Below are 12484 nucleotides of genomic sequence, written 5' to 3'. Positions count from 1 at the left end.
CACATAAGTCTCACGCCAGCATGACGAGGGGCACCAGAGGCCGCTGGTCGTGGCATAATCCGTAACCTTTCCATTTCATTCGCTCAAAGGGGGCAATTCCTTGACCGCTTCAAGCAAAACGTTGCACCTTTTCGGCATCAAAGCCTGCGACACCATGAAAAAGGCCCGCACCTGGCTCGATGAGCACGCTGTGAGCTATGAGTTCCACGACTATAAAACGGCCGGTATCGACCGCGAGCACTTGACCCAATGGTGCAACGAGCACGGTTGGCAGGTGGTTTTGAACCGTGCGGGCACCACCTTTCGCAAACTCGAAGACGAACGCAAAGCCGATCTCGATCAGTCGAAAGCCATTGAATTGATGCTCGCACAACCCTCGATGATCAAGCGCCCGGTGCTCGATCTCGGTGACAGAACCCTGATTGGCTTCAAGCCAGAAAGTTATTCGGCGGCCCTCAAGTAGGCCAGCCTTCCATTTTTTGTAGAGGTAACACCATGTCCCATTCCCTGTTCAGCCTGGGCTTCGGCGTCGGCACTCAGAACCGCCAAGGTGCTTGGCTGGAAGTGTTTTACGCACAACCGTTGCTCAACCCGTCGGCTGAAATCGTCGCGGCCATCGCGCCGATCATCGGCTACACCGAAGGCAACCAGGCAATCACCTTCACCGTCACCCAGGCCCTGCAAATGGCTGACGCGCTCAAAGGCGTCGACGCTACCCAAGCTGCCCTGATCAGCCGCCTGGCTGAAAGCCACACGCCGCTGGTCGCCACGTTGCTGGCCGAAGACACTGCACTGACCTCCACGCCTGAGGCTTACCTCAAGCTGCACCTGCTGTCTCACCGCCTGGTCAAGCCACACGGCCTAAGCCTGGCCGGTGTGTTCCCGCAGCTGCCGAACGTAGCCTGGACCAGCCAAGGTGCGATCGACATCAATGAGCTGGCCGAACGCCAGCTGGAAGCGCGCCTGCGTGGCGATCTGCTGGAAGTGTTCTCGGTAGACAAGTTCCCGAAAATGACCGACTACGTGGTGCCGAGCGGTGTGCGTATCGCTGATGCGGCGCGTATCCGCCTGGGCGCCTACGTGGGCGAAGGCACCACCGTGATGCACGAAGGTTTCGTCAACTTCAACGCCGGCACCGAAGGCCCGGGCATGATCGAAGGCCGCGTATCGGCGGGCGTGTTCGTCGGCAAGGGTTCTGACCTGGGCGGCGGTTGCTCCACCATGGGCACCCTGTCGGGTGGCGGCAACATCGTGATCAAGGTCGGCGAAGGCTGCTTGATCGGCGCCAACGCCGGTATTGGTATCCCGTTGGGCGACCGCAACACCGTCGAATCGGGCCTGTACGTGACGGCCGGGACCAAGGTTGCGCTGCTGGACGAGCAGAACCAACTGGTCAAAGTGGTCAAGGCGCGCGAGCTGGCCGGCCAGCCGGACCTGCTGTTCCGCCGTAACTCCGAGACCGGTGCCGTGGAGTGCAAAACCCACAAATCGGCTATCGAACTGAACGAAGCGCTGCACGCTCACAACTAAGCAGCCACTCGATGCCACTAGCGGGCCCCTCCCCTGGGGCTCGCTTATACGAGTCTTGATCACCATGCTTGTGCCCTCCCCCTGGCGCGCCGATTTCCCGGCCATCGCCACCCTGCAACGGCAAGACCAGACTTACCTGGACAACGCCGCCACCACGCAAAAACCCCAAGCCTTGTTGGATGCCATCAGCCATTACTACGCCAATGGCGCAGCCAATGTGCACCGCGCGCAACATTTGCCGGGAGCCCATGCGACACAGGCGTTCGAAGACAGTCGCAGCAAGGTCGCGCAATGGTTGAATGCAGGTGACAGCGGGCAGATTGTGTTTACCCACGGCGCGACCTCTGCGCTGAACCTCCTGGCTTATGGCCTGGAGCATTTATTCAATGCGGGCGATGAGATTGTCATCAGCGCCCTCGAGCACCACGCCAACCTGTTGCCGTGGCAGCAGTTGGCCAAACGTCGCGCGCTGACGCTGGTGGTATTGCCACTTGGCGAGGACGGCGTGATCGACCTGCAAGCCGCCGCGGAGCTGATCGGCTCGCGCACACGCCTGCTGGCGGTAAGCCAGCTGTCCAACGTGCTCGGCGCCTGGCAGCCGCTGGAGGCCCTTCTCGCGCTGGCCCAGCCCCACGGTGCCCTGACCGTGGTCGACGGCGCCCAAGGCATCGTCCATGGCCGCCACGACGTGCAGGCCCTGGGTTGCGACTTCTACGTATTTTCCAGCCACAAACTGTACGGCCCGGACGGCGTCGGCGTGCTGTTTGGGCGCAATGACGCCCTGCATCACCTGCGCCACTGGCAGTTTGGAGGAGAAATGGTGCAAAAAGCCGACTACCACAGCGCCAGTTTCCGGCCCGCGCCGCTGGGTTTCGAGGCCGGCACACCACCGATTGCCAGCGTGATTGGCCTCGGCGCCAGCCTGGATTACCTGAGCTCGCTGGATCAACAAGCGGTCGTCGCCCATGAAGCAGCCCTGCATGACTACCTGTTGCGTGGGCTCAAGGCGCGCAATGGCGTGCGCGTGCTGGGGTCACCGCAGGTGGCGTTGGTCAGTTTTGTGGTCGACGGCGTGCATAACGCCGACCTTGCGCACCTGCTGACCGAGCAAGGCATTGCCGTGCGCGCGGGTCATCACTGCGCGATGCCGTTGCTCAAGGCCATGCACCTGTCGGGGGCGATCCGCGTGTCCCTGGCGCTGTATAACGATTCCGATGACCTGGAACGCTTTTTTGAAGCGCTGGACCAGGCCCTGGATATGTTGCGATGAGTGTGCCGGTGGATGCGGTCAGCGCGCTTGAAGCCTTTCAAGCCGTCGGTAGCTGGGAGCAACGCGCGCGGATGTTGATGCAGTGGGGCGAGCGTATGCCGGCCCTGGCGGATGAAGATAAGGTCGACGCCAACCTGGTGCAGGGCTGCGAAAGCCTGGTGTGGTTGGTGGGGCGTTTGCAGGATGGGCATTGGCAGTTTGCGGCGAGCAGCGATGCGCGGCTGATTCGCGGGCTGGTGGCGTTGCTGCTGGCACGGGTCAATGGGTTATCGGCGGCTGAGTTGCAAGGGGTGGATCTGCCTGACTGGTTCAACCAGTTGGGCCTTTCCCGTCAACTGTCACCGTCGCGCAGCAATGGCCTGAACGCGGTCCTGAAGCGCATGCGAGAACTAAGCCCTACACAAAACTAAATGTGGGAGCGGGCTTGCCTGCGATACAGGCACCTCGGCCTATCCGGCTATCGCAGGCAAGCCACACACATTTTGAGCGGTGCACGGCATTAAGTTTTAAGCAGACTTGACCCGCTCCGACGGCCGCCGCACCCCAGCCACAATCTTGTCCACCGCCTTGGTCGCCGCCACCATGCCGAACGTGGCCGTGACCATCATCACCGCGCCAAACCCACCGGCGCAGTCCAGCTTCACGCCATCCCCGACAAAACTCTTCTGCAAACAAATACTGCCATCCGGCTTGGGATAGCGCAGTTGCTCGGTGGAAAACACGCACGGCACGCTGTAATGGCGGGTCACGGTGCGTGAGAAACCATAGTCGCGACGCAGCGTGGAGCGCACTTTCGACGCCAGCGGGTCATTGAAGGTGCGGTTCAGGTCGCAGACCTGGATCAGCGTCGGGTCGATCTGCCCGCCGGCGCCGCCGGTGGTGATGATCTGGATCTTGCGGCGCTTGCACCAGGCAATCAATGCCGCCTTGGCGTTAACGGCGTCAATGCAGTCGATCACGCAGTCGATATCCGGCGTGATGTACTCGGCCATGGTGTCGCGGGTCACAAAGTCCGCCACCGCATGCACGGTGCAATCCGGGTTGATGCCCTTCAGGCGCTCGGCCATCACCTCGACCTTGGGCTTGCCCACGGTGCTGTCCAGCGCGTGCAACTGGCGGTTGCTGTTGCTGACGCAGACATCGTCCAGATCAAACAGCGAAATCTCGCCCACCCCGCAACGGGCCATGGCTTCCGCCGCCCACGAGCCCACGCCGCCGACGCCGACGATTGCCACGTGGGCCGCTTTCAAGCGTTCCAGGCCTTCAATGCCATACAAACGGGCGACGCCTGCAAACCGTGGATCTTCTGTGCTCATGACCATTACCCCAAAAACCGGCGCGCATTATGGACTACGCAGCGATAAGTTCGAAGCGACAAGCTACAAGTAAAGAACTTAGATGGCCTTTCGCTGACTAATGTCCGGTTTTTCTCTGCTTGCTGTACGGTCAGGGAAGGGCCGGTGTAGGATGCGCGCCGTTCGGCGCAGGCCGACACCTCTTTTCGTTCCACACCTTTTGGAACCTGACATAACCATGGCATCGCGTAAATTTGGACTCAACCTGGTGATCGTGCTGGCAATTGCCGCACTGTTCACCGGTTTCTGGGCGCTGATCAACCGCCCGGTCACTGCTCCCAACTGGCCTGAGCAGATCTCCGGTTTTTCCTACTCGCCGTTCCAGCAAGGTCAGTACCCACAGAAAAACCAGTTCCCGACCGACGATCAGATGCGTCGCGACCTTGAAATCATGAGCAAGCTGACGGACAACATCCGTACCTACTCGGTCGACGGCACCCTGAGCGACATCCCCAAGTTGGCGGAAGAATTCGGCCTGCGCGTGACATTGGGGATCTGGATCAGCCCGGACCTTGAACGTAACGAGCGGGAAATCCAGCGCGCCATCGAAATCGCCAACACCTCGCGCAGTGTGGTGCGGGTGGTGGTCGGCAACGAGGCGGTGTTCCGTAAGGACATCACGCCAGAAGCGTTGATCGTGCTGCTGGATCGAGTGCGCGCCGCTGTGAAAGTGCCGGTGACGACATCCGAGCAATGGGACATCTGGGAGAAGAACCCACAACTGGCCAAGCACGTCGACCTGATCGCCGCGCACATCCTGCCGTTCTGGGAATACATTCCGATGGACAAGGCCGGCCAGTACGTACTCGACCGCGCCAAGGATCTGAAGAAACTGTTCCCGAAAAAGCCGCTGCTGCTGTCGGAGGTTGGCTGGCCGAGCAACGGGCGCATGCGCGGCGGCAATGAAACGTCGCCGGCCGACCAGGCGATTTACCTGCGTACGCTGGTGAACAAGCTGAACCGTCAGGGCTACAACTACTTCGTGATCGAGGCGTTCGATCAGCCGTGGAAAGTCAGCGACGAAGGCTCGGCCGGCGCTTACTGGGGTGTGTTCAACGGCGCACGCCAGCAGAAATTCAACTTTGAAGGGCCGGTGGTCGCGATCCCGCAATGGCGCGTACTGGCCATTGGCTCGGTCATACTTGCGCTGCTGTCCTTGACCCTGTTAATGATCGACGGCTCGGCCCTGCGCCAACGCGGCCGGACCTTCCTGACGTTTATCGCGTTCTTGTGCGGTTCAGTGCTGGTGTGGATCGGTTACGACTACAGCCAGCAATACAGCACGTGGTTCAGTGTCACCGTGGGCATCCTCTTGGCCCTCGGCGCCCTGGGCGTGTTTATCGTGTTGCTGACCGAAGCCCACGAACTGGCGGAAGCGGTATGGACTCACAAGCGCCGGCGTGAATTCCTGCCGGTGGAGGGGGAGTCGGACTACCGCCCGAAAGTGTCGATCCATGTGCCGTGCTACAACGAGCCGCCTGAGATGGTCAAACAGACCCTCGACGCCCTGGCCGCCCTCGATTACCCGGACTACGAAGTCCTGATCATCGACAACAACACCAAGGACCCGGCCGTTTGGGAGCCGGTGCGCGACTACTGCGAAACCCTGGGCCCGCGCTTCAAGTTCTTCCACGTCGCGCCCCTGGCAGGTTTCAAGGGCGGCGCACTGAACTACCTGATCCCGCACACCGCCAAGGATGCCGAAGTGATCGCGGTGATCGACTCCGACTACTGCGTGTCGCCCAACTGGCTCAAGCACATGGTGCCGCACTTCGCCGACCCGAAAATCGCCGTGGTGCAGTCACCGCAGGATTACCGCGACCAGAACGAAAGCACCTTCAAGAAGCTCTGCTACGCGGAATACAAGGGCTTCTTCCATATCGGCATGGTCACCCGCAACGACCGCGACGCGATCATCCAGCACGGCACCATGACCATGACCCGTCGCTCGGTGCTTGAAGAACTGGGCTGGGCCGACTGGTGCATCTGCGAAGACGCCGAACTGGGCCTACGTGTATTCGAGAAAGGCCTGTCGGCGGCGTATTACCACGACAGCTACGGCAAGGGCCTGATGCCGGATACCTTTATCGACTTCAAGAAACAGCGTTTCCGCTGGGCCTACGGTGCGATCCAGATCATCAAGCGTCACACCGCAAGCCTGTTGCGCGGCAAAGGCACAGAGCTGACCCGTGGCCAGCGCTACCACTTCCTCGCGGGCTGGTTGCCGTGGGTGGCGGACGGCATGAACATCTTCTTCACCGTTGGCGCGCTGTTGTGGTCGGCGGCGATGATCATCGTGCCGACGCGGGTCGACCCGCCGTTGCTGATTTTCGCGATCCCGCCGTTGGCACTGTTTGTGTTCAAAGTCGGCAAGATCATCTTCTTGTACCGCCGCGCCATGGGTGTGAACCTCAAGGATGCGTTCTGCGCAGCCCTGGCCGGCCTGGCGTTGTCACACACCATCGCCAAAGCGGTGCTGTACGGATTCTTCACCACCAGTATTCCGTTCTTTCGTACACCGAAAAACGCGGATAACCACGGCTTCTGGGTGGCGATTTCCGAAGCCCGCGAAGAGATGTTCATCATGCTGCTGTTGTGGGGCGCGGCGCTCGGGATTTACTTGGTGCAGGGCCTGCCAAGCAATGACATCCGCTTCTGGGTGGTGATGCTGCTGGTGCAGTCGCTGCCGTATGTGGCGGCGCTGATCATGGCGTTCCTGTCTTCGCTGCCAAAACCTTCGGTGAAGGCTGAGCCTGTCACAGCCGTGTAAAAACTTGCGCAATGCACTAAACGGCGGCCTCTGGCCGCCGTTTTGCTATAAGATAACGGCCGTTTTGCAAGACTTGGCATAGCCCCGGCTCTGTGTGGGAGCTGCACCGCTTCAAGTCCACATTCGTCCTGCGCCCATTACACGCTTCCGGAGTTTTTCATGACGGCCCATGCCGACCTTTCGCCGACCCTTCAACTTGCCATCGACCTGATCCGTCGCCCCTCGGTGACGCCGATCGACGCCGATTGCCAGAAGCTAATGATGCAGCGCCTGGGCGACGCAGGTTTTGCGCTGGAACCGATGCGCATCGAAGACGTGGACAATTTCTGGGCCACTCACGGCAAGCATGACGGCCCGGTGCTGTGCTTTGCCGGCCATACCGACGTGGTGCCGACCGGTCCGGTGCAGGCTTGGCAGAACGACCCGTTCGACGCGCTGATCGACGAAAACGGCATGCTCTGCGGGCGTGGCGCGGCAGACATGAAAGGCAGCCTGGCAGCCATGTTGGTGGCGGCGGAACGTTTCGTCACCGATTACCCGGACCACAAGGGTTCGGTCGCTTTCCTGATCACCAGCGATGAAGAAGGCCCCGCGCACCACGGCACCAAGGCGGTAATCGAACGCCTGGCCGCGCGCAAGGAGCGCCTGGACTGGTGCATCGTCGGTGAACCGTCAAGCACCACACTGGTGGGCGATGTAGTCAAGAACGGCCGTCGTGGCTCACTCGGCGCCACCCTGACCGTACGCGGTGTGCAAGGTCACGTGGCCTACCCGCACCTGGCGAAAAACCCGATCCATCTGGCCGCTCCGGCACTGGCCGAACTGGCCGCTGAGCACTGGGATGACGGCAACACGTTCTTCCCGCCGACCAGCTTCCAGATCTCCAACCTCAACTCGGGCACTGGCGCAACCAACGTGATCCCCGGTGAGCTGACAGCGGTGTTCAACTTCCGCTTCTCCACCGAATCCACCGTGGAAGGCCTGCAGCAACGGGTTGCGGCGATTCTCGACAAGCATGGCCTGGACTGGCACGTGGAATGGGCGCTGTCGGGCCTGCCGTTCCTGACCGAGCCGGGCGCTTTGTTGGATGCGGTATCGGCGAGCATCAAGGCGATCACCGGTCGTGAGACCAAGGCGTCCACCAGTGGCGGCACCTCCGACGGGCGCTTCATTGCGACCCTCGGCACTCAAGTGGTAGAGCTGGGCCCGGTCAACGCAACGATCCACCAGGTCAACGAACGCATCCTCGCCAGCGACCTCGATGTGCTGACCGAAATCTATTACCAGACCCTGATCAAGTTGCTCGCCTGATGCTCGCGTGCCCCATTTGCAGCGCACCGCTCAACGCGGTCGACAATGGCGTGGCCTGCCCGGCCGGGCACCGTTTCGACCGTGCGCGCCAGGGTTACCTGAACCTGTTGCCGGTGCAGCACAAGAACAGCCGCGACCCGGGCGATAACCTGGCGATGGTGGAAGCGCGCCGCGACTTCCTCAACGCTGGCCACTACGCTCCCGTGGCAAAACGCTTGGCCGAGTTGGCTGCTGAACGCGCGCCGGCGCGCTGGGTCGACATCGGTTGTGGCGAGGGTTACTACACCGCGCAAATAGCCGACGCCCTGCCCCACGCCGATGGCTACGCGCTGGATATCTCCAAAGAAGCGGTCAAGCGCGCGTGCAAGCGCAACCCGGCGCTGACCTGGTTGATCGCCAGCATGGCCCGTGTGCCCTTGGCCGATGCCAGTTGCCAGTTCCTCGCCAGTGTGTTCAGCCCATTGGACTGGCAGGAGGCCAAGCGCCTGCTCAGCACTGGCGGCGGCTTGATGAAGGTCGGTCCTACCAGCGGCCACCTGATGGAACTGCGCGAACGCCTGTACGACGAAGTGCGCGAATACACCGACGACAAGCATCTGGCCCTGGTGCCAGACGGCATGAGCCTGGCGCACAGCGAGACGCTGGAATTCACGCTGAGCCTGGCCGAGCCCCTGGACCGCGCCAACCTGCTGGCCATGACACCCCACGGCTGGCGCGCCAGTGCCGAGCGCCGCGCCCAAGTGATCGAGGCGGCCGAGCCGCTGCTGGTCACTGTGTCGATGCGCTACGATTATTTCGTGCTTAACTAACCGACTTTTCCGCGAATGGATTTTCGAATCCCGCAACGAGGAACATCCATGCGCCAACCCGATATCGAGATTTACCTGAAGGACGCTGACGTCGACTACAAGGCCATTGCCGCCTGGCTGGGCGCCGCCCTCGGCCCGTGCACCGACTGGGTCCAACGGGGTCAGACCTACAAGTGCAAGGCCGGCGATGTGCCGGTAACGTGGCTGCCGAAAGCTGTAGGCAAATGGAATAGCCTGTTCCTGGAAAGCGACCAGACCCCGTGGGATGACGACATCGCCTGCGCCCGCGCCGCGTTTGCCGCGCTGAAGGTGGAAGTGCGTTGCGCGCCGGGTACTTGGGTTGAAGAGGAAGGTGAGGAAAGCGCTGACACCTGGATTCGTATCAGTGAAGACGGTGAAGAGCAGATCACCTGGAAGACAGCTTAAAGCAGTTGCAAGCTACAAGCCTCAAGCTGAAGCCAACCCGCTTGCAGCTTGAAGCTTGCAATTTGCAGCTCGGCCTTACAGGCCGACTACATCCTCCGCCTGCAACCCCTTCTCGCCAGTCACCACGGCGTACTCCACCTGCTGGCCCTCGGCCAAAGAACGGTGACCATCACCGCGAATGGCGCGGTAGTGCACAAACACATCCTTGCCGTCCTCGCGTTGAATAAACCCATAGCCCTTTGCATCGTTGAACCACTTCACATTGCCGGTTTCGCGCGTTGCCATCTGTCTTACTCCCACATGCATTTTTATTGTTGAGTCGCTCGCATTGAACTGCCGAGTATAAGACAGGCTCAAAAACGATCAACTCAAGTTTACATCGCTGCTTTTTTGCCGATTTTCGGCGAATACGGCACACTACCCGCCCGAGCGTCTGCTCGGTTTTTCCCACTCAAAGCAGAAGCCGTATGACCCGCTCCCCGTTTCGCCGTCTGGTATTTGGCACCTTGCGCCGACTGTTGTACCTCTGGGTTCGCTCGGAGACGATCAACCAGTCGTCCTTAACCCTCAACCTGGACCGCAGCCGGCCGGTGTTATACGTCCTGCAATCACCCTCCCTCAGCGAATTGGCGGTGGTCGATGCCGAGTGCACCAAGGCCGGCTTGCCGCGCCCGGTGCTGCCGGTAGCGGTCGGCCCGCTAATGGAAGCGGCGGCGTTCTTCTACCTCACGCCAGAGCCCGACTGGCTCGGCCGCCAAGACAAGCGCGGCGCGCCGCCGACCCTGACCCGCCTGGTCAACACCCTCAGCGAGCACGCCGAGGAGAATGCACAAATCATTCCGGTCAGCGTGTTTTGGGGCCAATCCCCCGAAAGCGAGTCCAGTCCGTGGAAATTGTTATTCGCCGACAGTTGGGCGGTCACCGGGCGTCTGCGTCGGTTCTTGAGCATCCTGATCCTCGGTCGCAAGACCCGTGTGCAATTCTCTGCGCCTATCAACCTGCGTGAATTGATCGAGCACAATAAAGGCCACGAACGCACGGTGCGGATGGCCCAGCGCATCCTGCGTGTGCACTTTCGTAACCTGAAGACCGCCGTGATCGGCCCCGACCTGTCCCACCGCCGCAATCTGGTGAAAGGCCTGGTCAATATGCCGCTGGTGCGCAAAGCCATTGCCGACGAGGCTGAGCGGGAAAAAATCTCCCCGGAAAAAGCCAAGGCCCAGGCCTTGCGCTACGGCAACGAGATCGCCTCGGACTACACCTACACCGCGATCCGCTTCCTGGAAGTGGTGCTGAGCTGGTTCTGGAACAAGATCTACGACGGGATCAAGGTCAATAACATCGAAGGTGTGCAAAAGGTTGCCCAGGGTTACGAGGTGATCTACGTACCTTGCCACCGCAGCCATATCGACTACCTGTTGCTGTCTTACCTGTTGTTCAAAAATGGCCTGACTCCGCCGCATATCGCCGCCGGTATCAACCTGAACATGCCCGTCATCGGCAGCCTGCTGCGCCGTGGCGGTGCGTTTTTCATGCGCCGCACCTTCAAGGGCAACCCGCTGTACACCTCGGTGTTCAACGAATACCTGCATACCCTGTTCACCAAGGGTTTCCCGGTGGAGTACTTCGTCGAAGGCGGGCGCTCGCGCACCGGTCGCATGCTGCAACCGAAGACCGGGATGCTGGCGATTACCCTGCGCAGTTTCTTGCGCTCCTCGCGTATGCCGATCGTGTTTGTGCCGGTGTACATCGGCTACGAACGCGTGCTCGAAGGCCGCACCTACCTCGGCGAGCTGCGCGGCGCGACCAAGAAGAAAGAATCGATCTTCGATATTTTCAAGGTGGTTGGCGCGCTCAAGCAGCGCTTTGGCCAGGTCGCAGTCAACTTCGGCGAGCCGATCAAGCTGGCCGAATTCCTCGACAGCGAACAGCCGGATTGGCGCGCCCAGGAACTCGCCCCGAACTACAAACCAGCCTGGCTCAACGAAACCACTAACCGCCTTGGCGAACAGGTGGCGCGCCACCTGAACGAAGCTGCGGCAGTGAACCCAGTGAACCTGGTAGCGCTGGCACTGCTGTCCACTACGCGCCTGGCGCTCGACGAACAAGCCATGGCGCGCCAGTTGGACCTGTACCTGGCGCTGCTTCGCCGTGTGCCGTACTCGCCTCACACCACGTTGCCTGAGGGCGATGGCCTGGCGCTGATCAAGCACGTCAAGGACATGGACCTGCTATCGGAACAGAGCGACGCCCTCGGTAAAATTCTGTACCTGGACGAGCGAAACGCCGTCCTGATGACCTACTATCGCAATAACGTTTTGCACATTTTTGCCCTGCCGGCGCTGCTGGCGAGCTTCTTCCAGAGCAGCTCGCGCATGAGCCGCGACCAGATCCTGCGCTACACCCACGCGCTGTATCCGTACCTGCAATCGGAGCTGTTTATCCGCTGGTCGCTGGAAGAGCTGGACACGGTGGTTGACCAATGGCTGGAGGCTTTTGTCGAACAGGGCCTGCTGCGGTTCGAGAAAGACGTGTTCCTGCGCCCGGCCCCCAGTTCGCGGCACTTCGTACTGCTCACGCTGCTGTCCAAGAGCATCGCCCAGACCCTGCAACGCTTCTACATGGCGATTTCGCTGCTGCTCAACAGTGGCCAAAGCAGCATCAGCGCCGAAGAGCTGGAAGACCTGTGCACGATCATGGCCCAGCGCCTGTCGATCCTGCATGGCCTCAACGCTCCAGAGTTCTTCGACAAGAGCCTTTTCCGACATTTCATCCAGACCTTGTTGGAGCAAGATGTGCTGCGTCGCAATGAAGCCGGCAAGCTGAGCTACCACGACCTGCTGGGTGAGCTGGCTGAAGGCGCAGCCAAGCGCGTGTTGCCGGCGGATATTCGCCTGTCGATCCGTCAGGTGGCCCTGCATCGTGTGGATGGCGCTGCTGAAGCGTCCGTCGAACCCGAAGCCCCGATACCTGAAGAAACCCGCTAGATTTAAACAGGCGCCGGTTGGATGCC

General features: G+C 61.0%; 11 protein-coding genes. 9 read left to right on the top strand and 2 right to left on the bottom strand.

Features of this window, described 5'->3' with window-relative positions:
• The first annotated feature begins 154 nt into the window (after positions 1–154).
• The 4 genes from AACY44_RS13750 (at position 155) to AACY44_RS13735 (ending at position 3210) form a co-directional block, all read left to right on the top strand.
• Positions 155–463: an arsenate reductase gene (locus tag AACY44_RS13750; protein ID WP_231984831.1), complete on the top strand. Its 309-nt coding sequence runs from the start codon at positions 155–157 to the stop codon at positions 461–463.
• 32 nt (positions 464–495) lie between these two features.
• Positions 496–1530 carry a 2,3,4,5-tetrahydropyridine-2,6-dicarboxylate N-succinyltransferase gene (gene dapD, locus AACY44_RS13745; protein ID WP_339418160.1) on the top strand — a complete coding sequence of 345 codons (1035 nt, stop codon included), beginning with the start codon at positions 496–498 and terminating at the stop codon, positions 1528–1530.
• A gap of 64 nt (positions 1531–1594) precedes the next feature.
• A complete protein-coding gene (locus AACY44_RS13740) occupies positions 1595–2800 on the top strand; it encodes an aminotransferase class V-fold PLP-dependent enzyme (protein WP_339435885.1) in 1206 nt (401 codons plus the stop codon).
• A complete protein-coding gene (locus AACY44_RS13735) occupies positions 2797–3210 on the top strand; it encodes a SufE family protein (protein ID WP_339418162.1) in 414 nt (137 codons plus the stop codon). The genes AACY44_RS13740 and AACY44_RS13735 overlap by 4 nt, the downstream gene beginning before the upstream one ends.
• A gap of 96 nt (positions 3211–3306) precedes the next feature.
• Here the strand turns inward: AACY44_RS13735 and tcdA are convergent, their stop codons facing one another.
• Positions 3307–4116, bottom strand: a complete 810-nt coding sequence (tcdA, locus tag AACY44_RS13730) for a tRNA cyclic N6-threonylcarbamoyladenosine(37) synthase TcdA (protein WP_370467832.1) — start codon at positions 4114–4116, stop codon at positions 3307–3309.
• Between the two features lie 217 nt (positions 4117–4333).
• Here tcdA and AACY44_RS13725 point away from each other — a divergent pair, with 217 nt between their 5' ends.
• From AACY44_RS13725 to AACY44_RS13710, 4 genes are all read left to right on the top strand, one after another.
• A complete protein-coding gene (locus tag AACY44_RS13725; protein WP_339418164.1) occupies positions 4334–6925 on the top strand; it encodes a glycosyltransferase in 2592 nt (863 codons plus the stop codon).
• Positions 6926–7084: 159 nt separating this feature from the next.
• Positions 7085–8236, top strand: coding sequence for a succinyl-diaminopimelate desuccinylase (gene dapE / locus AACY44_RS13720; RefSeq protein ID WP_065872455.1), 1152 nt, complete (start codon positions 7085–7087; stop codon positions 8234–8236).
• Complete coding sequence (locus AACY44_RS13715; protein WP_339435882.1) at positions 8236–9045, top strand: putative RNA methyltransferase; 810 nt, start codon at positions 8236–8238, stop codon at positions 9043–9045. Before dapE ends, AACY44_RS13715 begins: the two co-directional genes overlap by 1 nt.
• 48 nt (positions 9046–9093) lie before the next feature.
• Positions 9094–9471, top strand: a complete 378-nt coding sequence (locus tag AACY44_RS13710; RefSeq protein ID WP_339418166.1) for a hypothetical protein — start codon at positions 9094–9096, stop codon at positions 9469–9471.
• A gap of 75 nt (positions 9472–9546) precedes the next feature.
• On the opposite strand, the gene AACY44_RS13705 is transcribed toward AACY44_RS13710, so the two are convergent.
• Entirely contained in the window at positions 9547–9756 is a 210-nt protein-coding gene (locus AACY44_RS13705) for a cold-shock protein (RefSeq protein ID WP_032891681.1), read from the bottom strand.
• A gap of 182 nt (positions 9757–9938) precedes the next feature.
• On the opposite strand from AACY44_RS13705, the gene plsB reads away from it, so the two are divergent.
• Positions 9939–12458, top strand: a complete 2520-nt coding sequence (gene plsB, locus AACY44_RS13700; RefSeq protein WP_339530427.1) for a glycerol-3-phosphate 1-O-acyltransferase PlsB — start codon at positions 9939–9941, stop codon at positions 12456–12458.
• Positions 12459–12484 lie beyond the last annotated feature (26 nt).

The sequence above is a fragment of the Pseudomonas sp. RA_15y_Pfl1_P11 genome (genome assembly GCF_963970975.1).
GTDB classification, from domain to species: Bacteria; Pseudomonadota; Gammaproteobacteria; order Pseudomonadales; family Pseudomonadaceae; genus Aquipseudomonas; species Aquipseudomonas tritici.
The sequence above is the reverse complement of the archived record's forward strand: the minus strand, read 5'-3'. Positions and strand labels throughout refer to the sequence as shown.

What these genes read in the sequence shown, in the direction of transcription:
- AACY44_RS13750 (WP_231984831.1), top strand. Translation starts at nt 155, where the DNA reads ATGAAAAAGGCCCGCACCTGGCTCGATGAGCACGCTGTGAGCTATGAG.
- dapD (WP_339418160.1), top strand. Translation starts at nt 496, where the DNA reads ATGTCCCATTCCCTGTTCAGCCTGGGCTTCGGCGTCGGCACTCAGAAC.
- AACY44_RS13740 (WP_339435885.1), top strand. Translation starts at nt 1,595, where the DNA reads ATGCTTGTGCCCTCCCCCTGGCGCGCCGATTTCCCGGCCATCGCCACC.
- AACY44_RS13735 (WP_339418162.1), top strand. Translation starts at nt 2,797, where the DNA reads ATGAGTGTGCCGGTGGATGCGGTCAGCGCGCTTGAAGCCTTTCAAGCC.
- tcdA (WP_370467832.1), bottom strand. Translation starts at nt 4,116, where the DNA reads ATGAGCACAGAAGATCCACGGTTTGCAGGCGTCGCCCGTTTGTATGGC.
- AACY44_RS13725 (WP_339418164.1), top strand. Translation starts at nt 4,334, where the DNA reads ATGGCATCGCGTAAATTTGGACTCAACCTGGTGATCGTGCTGGCAATT.
- dapE (WP_065872455.1), top strand. Translation starts at nt 7,085, where the DNA reads ATGACGGCCCATGCCGACCTTTCGCCGACCCTTCAACTTGCCATCGAC.
- AACY44_RS13715 (WP_339435882.1), top strand. Translation starts at nt 8,236, where the DNA reads ATGCTCGCGTGCCCCATTTGCAGCGCACCGCTCAACGCGGTCGACAAT.
- AACY44_RS13710 (WP_339418166.1), top strand. Translation starts at nt 9,094, where the DNA reads ATGCGCCAACCCGATATCGAGATTTACCTGAAGGACGCTGACGTCGAC.
- AACY44_RS13705 (WP_032891681.1), bottom strand. Translation starts at nt 9,756, where the DNA reads ATGGCAACGCGCGAAACCGGCAATGTGAAGTGGTTCAACGATGCAAAG.
- plsB (WP_339530427.1), top strand. Translation starts at nt 9,939, where the DNA reads ATGACCCGCTCCCCGTTTCGCCGTCTGGTATTTGGCACCTTGCGCCGA.